At 66.0% G+C, this 17294-nt stretch carries 12 protein-coding genes and 1 other RNA gene; 7 read left to right on the top strand and 6 right to left on the bottom strand.

Annotated elements, in window-relative coordinates; all coding sequences use genetic code 11:
• Positions 1 to 102 precede the first annotated feature (102 nt).
• From ACDC67_RS14755 to ACDC67_RS14730, 6 genes are all read left to right on the top strand, one after another.
• Positions 103 to 933 carry a hypothetical protein gene (locus ACDC67_RS14755; RefSeq protein ID WP_376694367.1) on the top strand — a complete coding sequence of 277 codons (831 nt, stop codon included), beginning with the start codon at positions 103 to 105 and terminating at the stop codon, positions 931 to 933.
• A 131-nt stretch (positions 934 to 1064) separates the two neighbouring features.
• Entirely contained in the window at positions 1065 to 2078 is a 1014-nt protein-coding gene (locus tag ACDC67_RS14750) for a polysaccharide biosynthesis/export family protein (RefSeq protein ID WP_376694366.1), read from the top strand.
• An 87-nt stretch (positions 2079 to 2165) separates the two neighbouring features.
• A complete protein-coding gene (locus ACDC67_RS14745) occupies positions 2166 to 4538 on the top strand; it encodes a GumC family protein (RefSeq protein WP_376694364.1) in 2373 nt (790 codons plus the stop codon).
• 9 nt (positions 4539 to 4547) lie between these two features.
• Complete coding sequence (locus tag ACDC67_RS14740) at positions 4548 to 5957, top strand: hypothetical protein (protein ID WP_376694363.1); 1410 nt, start codon at positions 4548 to 4550, stop codon at positions 5955 to 5957.
• Positions 5954 to 7786, top strand: a complete 1833-nt coding sequence (locus ACDC67_RS14735; RefSeq protein ID WP_376694362.1) for a J domain-containing protein — start codon at positions 5954 to 5956, stop codon at positions 7784 to 7786. The genes ACDC67_RS14740 and ACDC67_RS14735 overlap by 4 nt, the downstream gene beginning before the upstream one ends.
• Positions 7746 to 9089, top strand: a complete 1344-nt coding sequence (locus tag ACDC67_RS14730) for an O-antigen ligase family protein (RefSeq protein WP_376694361.1) — start codon at positions 7746 to 7748, stop codon at positions 9087 to 9089. Before ACDC67_RS14735 ends, ACDC67_RS14730 begins: the two co-directional genes overlap by 41 nt.
• 1359 nt (positions 9090 to 10448) lie before the next feature.
• On the opposite strand, the gene prmB is transcribed toward ACDC67_RS14730, so the two are convergent.
• The 6 genes from prmB to ACDC67_RS14700 all read right to left on the bottom strand — a co-directional run bounded on the left by prmB (position 10449) and on the right by ACDC67_RS14700 (position 15657).
• Positions 10449 to 11318 (bottom strand): 50S ribosomal protein L3 N(5)-glutamine methyltransferase, encoded by an 870-nt coding sequence (prmB, locus tag ACDC67_RS14725; protein WP_376694359.1) that lies wholly within the window; start codon positions 11316 to 11318, stop codon positions 10449 to 10451.
• A 331-nt stretch (positions 11319 to 11649) separates the two neighbouring features.
• Positions 11650 to 12002: RNase P RNA component class A (gene rnpB / locus ACDC67_RS14720), an RNA gene on the bottom strand.
• 605 nt (positions 12003 to 12607) lie between these two features.
• The gene (locus tag ACDC67_RS14715; RefSeq protein ID WP_376694358.1) at positions 12608 to 13333 is read right to left on the bottom strand and encodes a hypothetical protein; all 726 of its coding nucleotides are present in this window, start codon (positions 13331 to 13333) and stop codon (positions 12608 to 12610) included.
• Between the two features lie 74 nt (positions 13334 to 13407).
• Complete coding sequence (gene asd, locus ACDC67_RS14710) at positions 13408 to 14253, bottom strand: archaetidylserine decarboxylase (protein ID WP_376694356.1); 846 nt, start codon at positions 14251 to 14253, stop codon at positions 13408 to 13410.
• Positions 14250 to 14891, bottom strand: a complete 642-nt coding sequence (locus ACDC67_RS14705) for an SCO family protein (protein WP_376694354.1) — start codon at positions 14889 to 14891, stop codon at positions 14250 to 14252. The genes asd and ACDC67_RS14705 overlap by 4 nt, the downstream gene beginning before the upstream one ends.
• Before the next feature lie 361 nt (positions 14892 to 15252).
• Positions 15253 to 15657, bottom strand: a complete 405-nt coding sequence (locus ACDC67_RS14700; protein ID WP_376694353.1) for a globin — start codon at positions 15655 to 15657, stop codon at positions 15253 to 15255.
• Between the two features lie 686 nt (positions 15658 to 16343).
• On the opposite strand from ACDC67_RS14700, the gene ACDC67_RS14695 reads away from it, so the two are divergent.
• On the top strand, positions 16344 to 17027 hold the full coding sequence (locus ACDC67_RS14695; RefSeq protein WP_376694351.1) for a zinc metallopeptidase: 684 nt from the start codon (positions 16344 to 16346) through the stop codon (positions 17025 to 17027).
• Positions 17028 to 17294: the final 267 nt, after the last annotated feature.

Below are 17294 nucleotides of genomic sequence, written 5' to 3'. Positions count from 1 at the left end.
AAATGGTTTGACATGCACCGCCGGCCCCATTACTCTGAACTTGCATTGTCCTCAGTAAAAGTGGGGAGCGGCAGTTCAGGCTTTGCACCAGGAACATTGAATATGATCACATTTTCTCGCACGGTTACCTCGAAATGGGTTGCCACGATTTCCGGCGCGCTCGTTGCCAGCGCCTTCATGGCCGGCAGCGCGATGGCGCAGGCGCCCAGCGGCACGCTCGACGTGCGCGGCTCCGTCAGCGTCACGCAGGGGGGAAGCGGCAACACCATCACGGTTCGCGACAGCAACTACTCCTGGTTCTCGGGCGACCGCGTCCAGGTCCGGAACGGCTACGGCATCCTGCACCTCAACGAAGGCAACAGCTTCGCCTTCATTGAAGGCACGGACGCGACCCTGACGATCGACAACGGCACGATTTCGGGCACGCTGGATGCCGGCGACCTGATCTACGCCCTCGAGGGCGAAGACAAGGAACTGCTGATCGACGCCGGGGACTTCCAGTTCGAGGCCCGTCCCGCTGGCGACCTGGCCCCCTGCCTCGGCCTGACCGCGGCCGGCCTGATCCAGTTGGTGGATACCTCCCTCAACCGCGTGACGGTGCAATCGGGCGAGCTCGACGGCCGCAACCGCCAACGCACGGTCCAACGCCTGGTCGAACCCGGCGAACAGTATGAATTCACGCCGCAGGCTGCGCGCCGCGTCGAACTGGAACTGCCGCCGGAAGTCGAGGAACAGCTCGACACCGACCGCAGCGCCCTGCCCTGCATGGTCTGGTGGACTCGACAGGAAGTCGCCGGGGCCGCCATCGCCGGCTTGAGCTCGGGCAGCGGTGTTGCGCTCGCGTTCAGCGGGGTTATCGGCAGCTACATCGGCTACGAGATCATCGACGGCGGCGATGACGACGACGAGGATCCCGACCCCGTCAGCCCGTGAACCGCGGGCTGATCCGGGCAACCGACGCGCCGGCTCCGAATGCCGGCGTGATCGGGCCAACATCTTCGGGGGGTTCGTTGTTTTTGGGGGACCCTGCGCCACACACAGGTTGGATGGACGCAACGGGAAAGATGCATAAGTTTCTCTATTCGCTGGCCTTAGCCAGTATTTTCTTGTTGGGCGGCTGCGCAACCAGTGGCGGCCAGGGCGAGTCCGGCGAGTCCCTGGAAGAGTTCCAACAGCAAGTCGCGACCCAGGAACGGGTCAGCGATATCAATGATGAACTGATGATGAAGGCCGTCGAAGGCTCGGCGGATCGGGTCTACCGTATTGGCCCTGAAGACAGAGTCCGGGTCGACATCTTTGGCGTCGAGGACCTCTCCCGCGAGTACCGCGTCAATGGCGCCGGAAAGATTCTCATGCCGCTCGTCGGTGAGGTCGCGATATCCGGACTCACGCTAAGTGAAGTCGAAAGCGTCATCGCCGAAGCTTACAGCGAAGAATACCTTCGCAACCCCCGGGTTTCGGCCGAAGTCACCGAGTATCGCAGCCAGCAATTCACCGTTATCGGGGCCGTATCGAATCCAAAAGTTTACTCGGTCAGCCGGCAGACAACGCTGATCGAAGCACTGGCCCTTGCCGGCGGCATCAGTGGCGAGGCCGGCAGCAGCATCTACTTGACAGATCGCGTTCGCGATCCCGAATCGGGGCAGCTTGGAACGCGGACCCTGATCATTGACGTTGAAGAGCTGATGCGCGACACCGACGAATACAATTTGGTACTCGGTGAGGGTGCGATGATCAATGTCCCGCGCGGAGGTTACGTCTATGTCGAGGGTGCAGTGGAAAAACCTGGCGCTTACCGGCAGCGAGCAGACAGTACCGTACTCAAGATACTCTCGGAAGCTGGCGGACTCGCATTCGAAGCCAACAAATCCGACATCCAGGTTCTCAGGCGGGATGAAAACGGGGCCTGGGAAAGCACCGATCTGGCCTACAACGACATTCGAGACAATCCGGACGAGGACGTTTCGCTGAGGAACGGCGATATCGTGATCGTCGATTCAGGCGCATTTCGATCCGGACTGTCCACCTTCGTCAAGATATTTCGGCCGTTCGCGCTCCTGGGCTTCAGGCCACTTTGAACCAAACGGACTGAACAATATTTCAGCAGAACACGCCCGGCAGAGCAGATCGAGAGTGCCCGCAAGGCGGACTGACACGGAAATGGCATGAGCGACAACAGGGACAACGAACAGCCGCACCACCTGCAGCCCGTGGGTCAGTCCGGCCAGCAAATGGCGGTATACGACCCGTCCGTCCAGGGACGCGTTGACGACGACGAAACCATCGACCTGCGCGAGTACTGGCGCATCCTGGTCAAGCGCAAGTGGACCGTGATCGGTGTGGTCGCGATCGTCGTGACCGCGGCACTGCTGTCTTCGCTGTTGATGGTCCCCGAGTATCGTTCGTCGGCGCGTATCGAGATCAACCCCGAAAGCTCCCGGATTCTCAACTACCAGGATTTCGCGCCCGAGCAGCAGGGCTGGAATGCAACCAGCATCTTCTACAGCACGCAGTTCGAGATTCTCAAAAGCGGCGCCCTGGCCGAACAGGTCATCCGGCAAGAGCAGCTTCAGGACCAGCCCGAGCTGCTCGGCCAGGTTCGTCAGCGCAGCGTGATGGGTGAAATCCGCTCGCTGTTTCGCACGGTAACCCGCGCCATCCTGCCCGGCGGCGATGGACCCGGCGAGGGCGTCGAACGCAGCACCCCTTCGGCAGAACAACAGGATGAAGCGAAGATCCGGCGGGCAGCGAATGCACTGCGCTCGCGCATCTCAGTGCAGCGTGTCGAGGAATCCCGCCTGGTCGATGTCAGTGTCCGCGCCTTTGATCCCCAGCTTGCACAACAACTGGCGAACGCGGTCGTCGAGAACTATCGGCAGATGACCATGCAGCGCCGCTACGATTCCGGCAGCGAAGCGCGCGAGTTCCTGCAGGAGCAGCTTCAGGACATGCGCATTCAGCTCGAGCGAGCCGACCAGGCGCTGATGGATTTTGCCCGTGACAAGAATGTGGCCGACCTCGAAGACCTGCTTGACCGGGCGCGCTCCGCCATCGACCGCTTCAGCGACCGCAAGAACGAGATCGACGAGGAACTCGTCCAGCTCGAGAGCTGGAAGAACCTGATCGAGCAAGGACGAACGGAGCATCTCGACCCGATCGTCAACAGCGAGTCGGTCGACCAGCTCGAAGACCGCCTGGTCGAGGCACGCAGCGAATACGCCGAATTGAGCCAGCGCTTCCAGGACTCCTACCCCGAGGTTCAGGAAGTACTCAATCGAATCGAGCGACTCGAAGCCGAGCTGGCGGCCGAGAAGGAACAAATGGTCGAGGGCATTCTCGGCCGCTACGAGAACCTGCAGGCGCAGGCCGAATCGCTGGACGAGGCGATCGACGAGCGCGAAAGCCGAATGCTCGCGCTCAACGAACAGGCCGTGCAGTATAACATCCTGCAGCGAGAATTCGAGACCAACCGCGAACTCTATGACGGCCTGCTGCAGCGCATGAAGGAAATCGGCGTGGCTTCCGGCATCCAGGAAAACAACATCACCCTGATCGAGGAAGCCATGGCCGCCGGGGCGCCGTTCAAGCCGAACGTGCCGCGCAACCTGGCCATGGCGCTCGTGATCGGACTGATGGCCGGCGTCGGCCTGGCCCTGGTGCTGGAGTTCCTCGACAGCTCCATTCGCCGGGTCGAGGACATCGAGCGCCTGGTCGACCGGCCGGTGCTGGGCATGGTTCCGCTGGTCAAGCTGCGCCAGAAGGAATCGGATTCGGACAAGAAAGCGCGCGACAACGAGCGCATCGTCAGCCACTACAGCGCGGTGCACCCCAACTCGTCCGTTTCGGAAGCCTTCCGCTCGCTTCGAACCAGCCTGATGTTCTCCACGCCCGAGGGCCTGCCGCGAACCATCATGCTGACCAGTTCGGGCATGGGCGAAGGCAAGACCACCACGGCGGTCAACCTGGCCACGGTGCTGGCGCAGAACGGCTCGCGCGTGCTGCTGATCGACGCCGACCTGCGCAAGCCGCGCATCCACCGCGATTTCAACCTGTTCCGCTCGCCGGGGCTGACCAACCGCATCGCGCTGAGCGACAACGAAGGGCGCGACCATTCGGCCATTCACGCCACGCACGTGCCCGACATGTTCATCATGCCCTCGGGCAGTGCCACGCCGAGCCCGGCCGAAATGCTCAGTTCCGAGCGCCTGGCCAAGGTGCTCGACAGCTGTCGCCGCGCTTTCGACTACATCATCATGGACGCCCCGCCCACCCTGGGCCTGGCCGACTCGATGATCCTGGCGCGCCAGGTCGACGGCGTCGTGGTGGTTGCCCGCGCGGCGAGGACCGGCAAGGAGAACTTCCGCGTCGCCATGAAGCGCCTGGCCCAGGTCAAGGCGCCGGTGCTGGGCGTGGTGCTCAACGGTGTCGACCTCGACAGCCCGGAATACGCCTACTACTCCTCGTACTACTACAACTACGAGGCCGAGGAGGAGCCGGCCGAGGACGCTCCCAAGCTGGGCAGTTCGTCGGCGTCCTAGGCTTCGCTCGTGACCGAGGCCCGCGCAGCCCGAGGGGCGAAATTCGCCGCGCTCCAAAGCCCGGGGCTGGTGCTGGTGGTGCCGGCCCTGATTGCGGCCTGGATCGCCGGGTCGGAGTTCGCCCACCTGCGCTGGCTTGACCGCGAGGCACCAGCGCAATCCCTGCTTTACCTGCAAGCCACCCAGCCCTGGGGCGGGCTGGCCGCGCGCGACGGTGCCCGCCTGCTTGAATCGCGCTGGCGGCTGGAACGCCAGGACGCCAGGTCGGCGCTCGAGTGGCAGCTCGGGCGCTATCCCCTCGACCCCTGGCGCTGGCTGTTGTTCTCGCGCATGGCCTTCTCCGACGGCGCGGACGAATCCCGGCTGGCCGATCTGCTGGCAACGGCCATCTCCGTGCAGCCGCGCAACCGCGAGGTGCGCTGGCAGGCCGCCAACCTGGCGCAGAGCACCGGCCGCGCCGATCTGGTGTTTCGCCAGCTGCGCCTGCTGCTGGCGGTCAATCCCCGCGCGACCGGCCAGGCCCTGTTCATCGGCTCGCGCTGGAGCCCGGACCCCGCCCGGTTGCTCGAGAACGTACTGCCGGAAGGCAAGCCCTACCTCGAACAGGCCATGAACCATGCCCGGCGCACCGGCTCCATGCCCCTGGCCGAGGCCGTCTGGCACCGCCTGATCGAACAACACGGCCCCGACGCCATCGCCGCCGGCGAACCGGCCTTTGCCGACTACACCTACCTGGCCCTGCGCCAGCAGCCCACGCGCGCGATGCAGGCCTGGGCAGCGGTTGACCCCGACTACGAGCCCGGTCAGGTGCCGGCGGGAGATTTCGACTACCCCGTGAACGTCCTCCCGGCCTTCGGCTGGTCGCTGCGCATGCCCAAAGGCGCAAACCTGGAAAGAACCTCTCTGGCCAACACGACCACCAAAACACCAAACGCCCTGCGCGTTTCATTTTCCGGTGAACACAACCTGCGCCTGACTACCCCGGCAGTGCGATTCCCCGTCGCCCGCCCCGGGCAGTACCGGCTTCGAGGCTGGTGGCGGGCCGAGGACCTGACAACGCGCGCCCTGCCCTACCTGTGGCTGGACACGCGCAGCGAAGACCATCGCACGCGCGAGCGCGTCGACGTACCCGCCCCGGACTTCGGCTGGACGCCCTTCGAGATCGATTTCGCCACCCACGCGCCGGATCAGAGCGTGGTGTTCAGGCTGCGCCGCGACAGCACCGACAACTTCGACCGCTTTATCGAGGGGCGGGTCGAACTGGCGGGACTCGACACCGTTCGTTTGCTACCCTCGACCCGTGCGACGTCGGCTTCTTCAGCCTTCACTCGCGCACGCGACCTGCTCGCCGGTGACTGCGACCCCGGCGCCGGCGACAACGAGCAAGCCACCGACTGTCGGGAGACGCCGTCACCATGAACGACAAGCGCCCGGGCATTGAGCAACTGGTCGAACGCCTGCTCGACGGCAGCGAGCAGCGCCTGAGCGCCGCCGAGCTCGACACCGTGCTCGCCTGGCTGTCGGGCAGCGACCGGCACGACGGCGACGCGCTGGCCAGCCGCCTCGGCCACGCGCTCGAACATCCGCGGCGGCGCATCGCCGTCTACGACCAGCTCGATTTCCAGCTTTTCGACATCGACCGCCTGGACCTGGCCGGCGCGCACCTGGAAGCCGGGCTCGCCGATGACCTGCGGCGCGCGCGCTATCGGCGCTTGATGAAGGCGTATCATCCCGACGCCTACCCGGATCACGCCGAATGGCTGACGCCGCGCTCCCAGGCCATCCACCAGTCCTACGCCCGCTTTCGCAAGGGCCAGCCGCCGGAAGCGGGCGCGGCTGGGGCTGCACCGGAGCAGGGCCAGCCGATGTCTCGGCCTGCGGCGAACAAGCGCTGGCCGGGCGCCAGGCGCTCGGCCCGGCTCACACCCACTTCGGGCCCCGGGCTGCTATCGAGCCTGAGAACCTGGCTGCTGGGCATCGAGAACCTTCAGCAGCGGATCCTGATCGGCCTGGTCATCGTCTGCCTGGTGCCGGTGCTCTACGCCTACCTGGCCTACAAGCCCTACCGGGCCATCCAGTCGCCGGAGACGACGGCCGATGCGCCGGCGGTGGTCGAGCCGACGGTTCAGCCGGTGGCTGCACCACCCGGGGACGACGACTCGGAAGAACCCGCGCCCGAAAGCGACACGCGCCCGGAGCTGGCGCATTCGCTGCCCGAGCCCGTCGCGCCGATCCGGCCCAGCTGGGAGCGCTCGCGCGCCGAGCGCGCCACCGGGTTCGACCGGGAGCGCAGGCCGATCGCCCCCTTACGCGAGGCGGGCACCGAGGAAAACACCCCGGAACCCGACGCGGCGGCCGAACCCACGCCGGAGGCCAGCCTGCTCGAGCTGGCCGCCTGGGCGGAAACCATTGGCGACACCGCGGAACAAACCCTGGCCGGGGTCGCCAATCCCTTGGCCGACGCGCAGGAAGAGGCGCCGCCGACGCCCGATGAGTCGCAAGCGCCGGAGGCGGAATCCGGTGACGCGTCTGACCCTGAGATCGCCGCGGCCGAGCAAGTCGCCGCCGCTGAGCCGGCACGGCCGCAAGCCCCGGAAAGCCGTGAGGCCCCGGGCGGCGAAGAGGATGAATCGGTAGCGGTTGCGGAACCGCCCGCGGAATCATCCCCCACCGACGATAAGGCCGCGAGCACGGCTGCGGCGCCGACACCCGATGCCAGCGCCGAAACGCCCGCCGAAGAAGCGCCGCGGCAGGAAAGCGAGGTTGCCGCGACCGAACCAAAGCCCGCGCCGGAGCAGCCGGCCCGAACACCCATCGCCGAACCCGAACCAATGGTCGCGAGCGTCTCGGCGCCGGCGACCACGGCGACCGAAGCCAGCGACGAGGTCGGCGAGCACAGCCGCCGGCATATCGAAAGGCTGCTGGCCGGCTACCGCACCAGCTTCGAGAACGGCTGGCTGGACGACTTTCTCGACCACTTCACCGCCGAACCGCGCGAGAACAAGCACAGCGGCCGGTCGTGGTTCCGGAGCAACTACGGCTGGCTGTTCGACAACTCCGAGCGCCGACGACTGGCGCTCGACATCATGGACATCTCGCGGGCCGACAACCACTGGACCGCGGTGGCGCGGTTCGACCTGCAGGTCGACTACGCCGACCGGCCCGATGTGCACTCCACCCGCCAGGTTCTCTACAGGATCGAAATGAATGAACACGAACAGTTCCGAATTGCGGCCATCGAGTACTGATTCCTCGGGCCGCCGGGTTCGTGTTCAGAAAGCGCTGACCCTGCCGCAACGGCTCTCGGCCGCCCTGCTGGCAGCGGCCGTGCTTGTCCTGCCCCTGATGATGGGCCATCGCACGCCCGAGACCCTGACCGCCACGCTGCTGGTGCTGGTGCTGATCGGGCATGGCGCGCTGCTGCTGCCGGTTCTGGCCGGCGATATTCCGCGGCCGTCGATGCCCTGGCTGGTGTTCGGGGGCATCCTGACGCTGCTGGTGCTGCTCCAGGTCTGGCCTTCGAGCCTGCTCGCCGGCCTGCTCGGGCCCTACCCGGACGAGTTCTGGACGCAGTCGCCGGTTTCACCGCAACACTGGTCGCCCGACCCCGGCGCGACCCTGCGCGGCTGGGCGGCGTTCTCCGCCCTGTTCGCCGTCGCCTGGCTCGGCCGCAGCCTGCCCGGGCAGCTGCGCGGCTGGGTGCTGCTGGCCATCGTCGCCTCGGCGCTGTTCCAGGCGCTCTACGGCGTGCTCTCGCACGCAGGCGGTGCGGAGACCATCTTCGGCATCTGGGAACGCAACAACCCCGACTGGGTCCACGGCAGCTATTCCAACCGCAACCTGTTCGGCGCCTACCTGGCGCTGACCTGGCCGCTGGCGGTCGGCATCTGGTTCGTGCGCGGCGTGCCGGGCCTGGGCCGGCTGCCCGTGGAACTGCGCGTGAGCGGCTCGGTGCTGTGCGGCGCGATCCTGGGGGCGGCCATGCTCGGCAGCGGCTCGCGCCTGGGCGCAGCGGCCGGCGTGTTCGGCGTTCTGCTGGCGCTGTTGCTGTGGGGCCGCCACCGCCGACTGATCCACGGCGCCTCGGCCTGGCCGGCCTACATCGCTGCCCTCGCCGCCCTGATCGCCGCCACCTGGTACGGCCTCACGCCCCTGGCCGAGCGGTTGCTGGCCACAACGGGCGAGGAATCGCGGCTGGAAGTGTTCCGCATCATGCTGACCGAGTTCCCGATCGCGTGGTGGATCCACGGCGTCGGCCTGGGCGGCTTCGAGGCCGTGTTCAAGCAATACCAGCCCGGCGACATCGGCGGCTGGTACGACTACGCCCACAACGACCTCCTGCAATGGGGCGTGGAGATGGGCCTCGCCGGCCTGCTCCTCCTCGCCGCCGTCGCCTGGCGCCTCCTGCGCCGCTTCCGCATGAACACCGAACGCATCGCCCTCTGCGCCGGCCTCACCGCCCTGTGCCTCGTCGCCCTGGGCGATTTCAGCTGGCATATCCCCGGGACGCAGGTGGTTTTGGCGTTTTATGTCGGGGCGCTTTTGCGGTAGGGCTCGGGGCTCGGGGCTCGGGGCTCGGGGCTCGGGGCTCGGGGCTCGGGGCTCGGGGCTCGGGGCTCGGGAGCGAGGGTTTCGGGTTTCGGGTTTCGGGTTCCGGGGTACGGGGTACGGGTTCCGGGGTACGGGTTCCGGGGTACGGTTTACGGTTTACGGTTTACGGTGCCGGCCGCGGGCACCGCACAAACGTAGGATGTGTGGAGCGTAAGCGCAACGCATCAGGGCAACGTAGCGGCAACTCCCACACGCCGGCGACATACCCACCGCCGGAATTGATGCGTTACGGCCTGCGGCCTCCACACATCCTACGACCCCGGTGCCGGCCATGGGCACCACGCAAACGTAGGATGCGTGGAGCGTAAGCGCAACGCATCAGGTCAACGTGGCAGCAACCCCCGCACCCCAACGCCACGCCCGCCACCGGCTGATGCGTTACGGCCTAAGGCCTCCACACATCCTACGATTCCGCACCACGCTACGGGCGCCATGGAAACGTAGGATGCGTGGAGCGCAAGCGCAACGCATCAGGACGACGTGGCAGCAACCCCCGCACCCCAAAACGCCACGCCCACCACCGGCCGATGCGTTACGGCCTTCGGCCTCCACACATCCTACGACTCGGCTGCACGCCACGGGCGCCGTGGAAACGTAGGATGCGTGGAGCGTAAGCGCAACGCATCAGGTCAACGTATCGGCAACCCCCACACGCCGACGGCATACCCACCACCGGAAATGATGCGTTACGGCCTCCGGCCTCCACACATCCTACGGACCCGGTGCCGGCCATGGTCACCACGCAAACGTAGGATGCGTGGAGCGCAAGCGCAACGCATCAGGTCAACGTGGCGGCGGCCCCCACACGCCTACGACGAACCCACCGCCGGAATTGATGCGTTACGGCCTGCGGCCTCCACACATCCTACGACCCCGGTGCCAGCCACGGGCACCAAACAAACGTAGGATGCGTGGAGCGCAAGCGCAACGCATCAGGTCAACGTGGCGGCGGCCCCCACGCGCCAACGACGAAACCACCGCCGGCTGATGCGTTACGGCCTAAGGCCTCCACGCATCCTACGACCCCGGTGCCAGCCGCGGGCACCGCGCAAACGTAGGATGCGTGGAGCGTAAGCGCAACGCATCAGGACGACATGGCGGCGGCCCCCACGCGCCTACGACGAAACCACCGCCGGAATTGATGCGTTGCGGCCTTCGGCCTCCACACATCCTACGACCACGGTGCCGGCCGCGGGCACCGCGCAAACGTAGGATGCGTGGAGCGTAAGCGCAACGCATCAGGTCAAGGTATCGGCAACCCCCACACCCCAACGCCATCCCCACCGCCGGATTGATGCGTTACGGCAATTGGCTGGCTTCGATCAGGGCCACGCCGTCTCCGCCGTGCTCGAATTCGAGCCAGGTGAATTCGATGCCGCGCTCCAGCAGCAGCGACTCGAGCGACTCGGCGGCTTCGCCGACTTCCAGGATCAGAACGCCATCGGCCTCCAGGTGCCCGGCCGCGGTATCGAGCAGGCGGCGGACCAGGTCGAGGCCGTCTTCGCCGGCTTCCAGGCCCAGGGCCGGCTCCCAGCGGTATTCGGCGGGCAACTCGGCCATCGAGGCGGTGGGCACGTAGGGCGGGTTGGCGAGGAGCACGTCGTAGCGGCGGCCCTGCACGGCATCCAGGAGATCGGACTCGATCACTTCCACGCGGTCGGATACGTCTTGACGCCGGGCGTTGCGCCGCGCCAGGGCAAGCGCTTCGGGACTGATGTCGACGGCATCAACCATCGCATCGGGCAGTTGCAGGGCCGTGGCGATGGCCAGGCAGCCCGAGCCGGTGCCAACATCCAGCACGCGCCGCACGCGCGCCGGTTCCACCCAGGGCGCGAATCCCTCGACGATCAACTCGGCCAGCGGCGAACGCGGCACCAGCACGTTTTCGTCGACCTCGAACGGCAGGCCGGCGAACCAGGCTTCGCCGATCAGGTAGGCCAGCGGCTTGCGCGTTGCGATGCGCTCGGCGATGAGCGCGTCGAAACGGGCGCGCTCATCGTCCGTCACTTGCTTGAGCAGATCCTCGTCCCCGAAATCCGGCGGCAGGCCGAACGCGTGCGACGCGGCCCAGCAGGCCTCGTCGAGGGCGTTGTCGGTGCCGTGGCCGAAGAACAGGCCGGCTGCTTCCATGTTGGCTGCGGCTTGGCGGATTAGGGGTTCGAGGGACATGGGAACAAGGTTTCAGGTTTCAGGTTTCAGGGTTCAGGTTTCAGGTTTCAGGTTTCAGGGACAAGATAACGGTTTCCGGTTTCCGGAAAACAAGACGACATTTCGGTTCTGGATACCTGTGAGCTACGCGTGTACCGGCTCTCTACCTCGTCCGTCGGGGATGCAACCCCGACCTGCAAACGCCGTTTTCTTCCGGAACCCGGAACCCGTCTATTCATCTCTTCCTGAAACCTGAACCCTGAAACCTGAACCCTTCATCCCCACCGCCTGCCACAGGCAACACCACATCCGCGCCACCTCCACAAAAATGGCGCACCGCCCGCCGAAAAATAGTGAGAGCCGGCCTGTAAGCCGGGTTCTGTCTTGGACAGTCATTCATCTGGGACGGCTGTCGCCAGCCGCCTCTAGCAGCCTACCCGGGTGCAGCGCGGGCCACGCCATAGCACCCCTATTTGGCCTTGCTTCGGGTGGGGTTTACCCTGCCACGACTGTTGCCAGCCGCGCGGTGCGCTCTTACCGCACCTTTTCACCCTTGCCTGTGTCGTTGCCGACCATCGGCGGTATGTTTTCTGCGGCACTTTCCGTCGGCCCTTGCGGACCGCCCAGGCGTTACCTGGCACCCTGCCCTGTGAAGCCCGGACTTTCCTCCATGCCTGAAGGCACAGCGACTGTCCGGCCGGCTCTCACGGGCAAGTATGACACCGAAACGGGGGATTCGGTTTTCGGTTTTCGGTTTTCGGTTTTCGGTTTTCGGTTTCCGGTTTCCGGTTTCCGGTTTACGGTTTACGGTTTCCGGTTTACGGTTTACGGTTTACGGATAAGGGACCGCAGAGCCGTAGGATGCGCGGAGCGGAGCGCAACGCATCAGGACGACGTGGCGGCGGCCCCCGCACGCCTACGACGAACCCACCGCCGGGATTGATGCGTTACGGCCTTCGGCCTCCACACATCCTACGGACCCGGTGCCGGTCGCGGGCACCACGCAAACGTAGGATGCGTGGAGCGGAAGCGCAACGCATCAGGTCGACGTGGCGGCGGCCCCCGCACGCCTACGACGAACCCACCGCCGGGATTGATGCGTTACGGCCTTCGGCCTCCACACATCCTACGGACCCGGTGCCGGCCATGGGCACCACGCAAACGTAGGATGCGTGGAGCGCAGCGCAACGCATCAGGACGACATGGCGGCAGCCCCCAAACCCCGATGCCATTCCCACCGTCGGAATTGATGCGTTACGGCCTTCGGCCTCCACACATCCTACGCGGGGCCCGTCGGGGTCGGAGGGGTTCTACTGGCCGCGCTGGATTCGGTCGCGGGTGAGGTTTTCCGAGCCGATCAGTTCGGAGCGGAAGACGCTCAGGGGGATGCCGCGGGTGTAGCGGTAGATCTCGCGCCGGCGGCGGTCGTCATCGGCCGGCTCCAGTTGCAGGCGTTCGATTTCTTCCTGTCTCCGGTAGCTGACCAGGTCGCTGAGATCGATGAAGGAGCCGGGGCCGTGGAACTCGAATTCCTCGACCAGGGCCTCGGCGTCGGCTTCGAAGCGCATGTTTTCGATCGGCCACAGCACCACGTACTGGTTGTCGACGGTGGTCGCGACGGGTACGGCGCAGCCGTCGGGATGGCCGCGCACTTCGCCCGCGTCGCCGTCGGGGTCGTCGTTGAGGAACAACAGGTAGCGCGGCATTTCGCCGAACAGGTCGGCGTTGTCGAAGTAGCACTTGCCCTCGCTAAAGCCTTCTTCGACGACTTTCATGCGCTCGACCGGCATGGGGACCTTGTAGGGCACCAGCACGTCGAACCAGGAGTGGCCGCTGACGGGCACCTCCCGTTTCTTCTCGTACTTGTAGACGTGAAGCTGGCCGAGGACGACGTAGTCGGACTCGGATGCTCGCTGCGAGGGTGTGGTCAGCGGCTCGTTCTCGTCGCCGTTGGCCGACTCGCCGGATTCGGACGCTTCCTGCGCGGCCAGGGGCAGCGTCAGGAGCAGGAAAAGGGATGCAATGAGTTTGTTCATGGATGCTTTGACGGGACTGGCTGCGGGTTAGTTCAGTGCCATTGTGCCATCACGAAGTCGACCTGATGCGCTGCTCAGGTCAAGGCCCGGCCCATGCGAACGCGATCACCGGCGGAATGGTCGGGCAGCCAGCCGGGAAAGCCCTTCGGCGTGAGCACGATGACGGTCGAACCCCAGTGGAAACGGCCCAGTTCGCCGCCGCGGGTCAGCGGGGCGCCGTCGACCGACCGGATTTGCATTTGCGGCCCGGGGCGGCGGTCTTCGGGCCCGCCCCAGACGGTCTCGATGCCGGCGACCAGCATGGCCGCGACCATCACGACCGCCACCGGACCGTGCTCGGTCTCGAGCATGGCCACCATGCGTTCGTTGCGCGCGAACAGGCGCGGCACCGCCAGGGTGGTGTTGGCCGAGACGCTGAACAGCCGCCCGGGTACGCGCACTTCCTCGATCACCCGCCCGGCGATCGGCGAGTGGACGCGGTGGTAATCCCTTGGCGCGAGGTAGACGGTGATGAAGTGACCGTCCTCGAACGGCCGTGCGCGCTCGGCGGAACCCAGCAGCTCGGCGGCGGTGTAGTCGATGCCCTTGGCCTGGAGGATGGTCTCGCCGTCGAGGCGGCCGAGCTGGCTGATCGTGCCGTCGGCGGGGCAGACCAGTCGATGACTTTCTTCGGCGATCGGCCGGGCGGCGGGTTCGAGTGACCGGGTGAAGAAGTCGTTGAAGCAGGCGTAGTCCACGGGGCGCTTGCGCTCGGCCTCGGACAGGTCCACGCCAAAAAGCCGGACGAAAACGCGAATGAAGGGCTGGTTGAACCAGCGCCAGCGACACGAGGACAGGCGCCAGGCCAGTGCCGTGAGCAGCTTCTGCGGCAGCAGGTACTGCGGCCAGACGCGCAGCCGCACCGACAGCGGCGCGCTCATCGCGCCAGCGCGAACAGGTCGGCGGCGATGTCCTGGCGGTCGAACGGCGGCGCGAAGCGCCCGTAGATCCGGCCCTGCGGGTCGATGATCATGACCGACGCGGAGTGATCGACGGTGTAGAAGCCGGAGTCGGGATCGGGCTCGTCGAGTGCGAAGTAGATGCCGAGTTCGCTGGTCAGCGACTCGAGCGCTTCCTCGCTGCCGGTCGCGCCGATGAAATCCTCGTCGAACCAGCGCACGTAGTCGCCCAGGGCCTCGCCGTCGTCGCGGGCGGGGTCGACCGAGACGAACACGACCTGCGGTTTGGAGGTCGCACCCATGGTGTCAAGGTCGTCGACGGCCGCGCCCAGCACCGCCAGGGTGTCGGGGCAGATATCCGGGCAATTGGTGAAACCGAAGAACATCAGCGACCACTGCCCCTGCAGATCCTCGGGCGTCAGCGCCTCGCCGGAAGCGTCGTGCAGCTCGAATTCGGGCATCGGCCGCGGCTCCGGAAACGCCCGCGCCGCGCGCAATTCCTGCGAACGGTCGAACAGCACCGAGGAGACAACCAGGCCGGTCGCGATCGCCGCCAGGGCGATGACGACAATCAGGAAAATCCGGCCGGAGGCGGCGCGGGGGGTGGGGGAGTGAGTCATGGGGTGGATTATATCGGAAGGGGTGGGGGGAAGGTTTCAGGTTTCAGGTTTCAGGTTTCAGGGTTCAGGTTTCAGGGGAGGCCTCGGGTTCCGGGTTCCGGGTCACGGATTACGGATTACGGATTACGGTTTACGGTTTACGGACCGCGGGGCGGGACGCCGTGGAAACGTAGGATGCGTGGAGCGGAGCGCAACGCATCAGGACGACGTGGTGGCGGCCCCCACACGCGGACGGCGCAACCACCACCGAAAATGATGCGTTACGGCCTGCGGCCTCCACACATCCTACGGACCCGGTGCCCACCTCAGGCAGCACGGAAACGTAGGATGCGTGGAGCGTCAGCGCAACGCATCAGGTCGACTAATGCCGCTCGACAAAGAAATCCGTCGTCTTTTTCAGGGCCTCGGCCCACTTGTCCTCGAGCACGGGGGTCAGGCGGTCGTCGTGTTCGCGCACGGCCTGCAGCAGGCTGCGCCGCCAGAAGCCGTAGAGCTCCGGGTCCACCGGGGCGTGGCCCTTGCGCGAGTGAACGTCGGCCATTTCCTTGAGCGGACGCTCGACGATCTTCGAGCCGCCGGCGTAGGTCAGCGCGATGCTGATGCCGCGGCGCAGGGCCTTGTTCTGCTTGGTCCAGTCGGTGTGTGAAAACATGGGCGCCATGCGTTCATCGCTGGCCAGCAACAGCTCGTAGAAGCGCGTGATAAAGCCCTTCTTGCGCGTGCAGCGCCCGTAGCTGGCCTGCACGTCCGCGTATGGATCGGACACGTTCGAATTCCTTCTTCAATAAACAGCTGCCGCGCATGGTAGGCAAGGACGCCGGCCCGTTTGTTGATCACGATCAAGGTCGGTCGGCAAAGGACGCCGCGGATAGCCAGTTCACACCGCAGCTGTCTTTCCACCACCGGCTGATGCGTTACGGCCTGCGGCCTCCACACATCCTACGAACCCGGTGCCAGCCATGGGCACCACAGAAACGTAGGATGCGTGGAGCGCAGCGCAACGCATCAGGTCAGCGTAGCGGCAACCCCCGCACCCTGACGCCATCACTCACCACCGGAAATGATGCGTTACGGCCTTCGGCCTCCACACATCCTACGGACCCGGTGCTAGCCAAGGGCGCCACAGAAACGTAGGATGCGTGGAGCGTCAGCGCAACGCATCAGGTCAACGTGGCGGCAACCCCCGCACCCCGACGACATACCCACCACCGGAAATGATGCGTTACGGCCTTCGGCCTCCACACATCCTACGGACCCGGTGCCCACCTCAGGCGGCTCGGAAACGTAGGATGCGTGGAGCGAAGCGCAACGCATCGGGTCGACGTTGCGGCAACCCCCGAACGCCGACGCCGCACCCGCCACCGGAAACGACACGCTACGGCCTGAAACCTTGTCACCCCCGCTGCTAGAATCTCTCCACCTTCCGGCTGAGACGCCATATCCACCAACCCCATGCCCATCATCATCCTGATCCTGATCGCCGTCGTCGTCTTCCTGCCCCAGTGGTGGGTCAAACGCGTGCTGTCGAAATATCGCAAGCCCGACGATCGCTACCAGGGCACGGGCGGGGAGCTGGCGCGGCACCTGCTCGACCAGCTGGGGCTCGAAAAGGTGGGGGTCGAGCAGACCGATTCGGGCGGTGACCATTACGATCCCGAAGAACGCACCGTCCGACTCAGTCCGGAGCATTTCAACGGCGCCTCGCTGACCGCGGTGACGATTGCCGCGCACGAGGTCGGCCACGCCATCCAGCACGCCGACGGCTACAAACCGCTGGTGTGGCGTACGCAAATGGTCAAGGCCATGCAGCGTTTCCAGCGATTCGGCATGGTGCTTCTGGTGCTCGCGCCCGTCGCCATGCTGGCGCTACGCCTGCCGCGTGCGGGCCTGGTGCTGCTGGCCATGGCGGTGGCTTCCCTGGCTTCGGGCGTGGTCGTCCACCTGGTCACCCTGCCGACGGAATTAGACGCCAGCTTCCGACGCGCCTTGCCCCTGCTCGACAAGGGCGGCTACCTCAAGCGCGAAGACCGCGGACCCGCCCGCAGAATCCTGACCGCCGCCGCCTTCACCTACGTCGCCGGTGCCTTGATCGGCATCGTCAACTTCTGGTGGTGGATGCGCTTGCTGGGGCGTTGACGGGTGGGGGTTGCCGCCACGTCGTCCTGATGCGTTGCGCTTCGCTCCACGCATCCTACGTTTCCGTGCCGCCTGAGGTGGGCACCGGGTCCGTAGGATGTGTGGAGGCCGGAGGCCGTAACGCATCAGCCGGTGGTGGGCGTGGCGTTGGGGTGCGGGGGATGCCGCCACGTCGTCCTGATGCGTTGCGCTTCGCTCCACGCATCCTACGTTTCCGTGCCGCCTGAGGTGGGCACCGGGTCCGTAGGATGTGTGGAGGCCGGAGGC

The sequence above is a fragment of the Wenzhouxiangella indolica genome, assembly GCF_042310355.1.
Lineage (GTDB): Bacteria > Pseudomonadota > Gammaproteobacteria > Xanthomonadales > Wenzhouxiangellaceae > Wenzhouxiangella.
The sequence above is the reverse complement of the archived record's forward strand: the minus strand, read 5'-3'. Positions and strand labels throughout refer to the sequence as shown.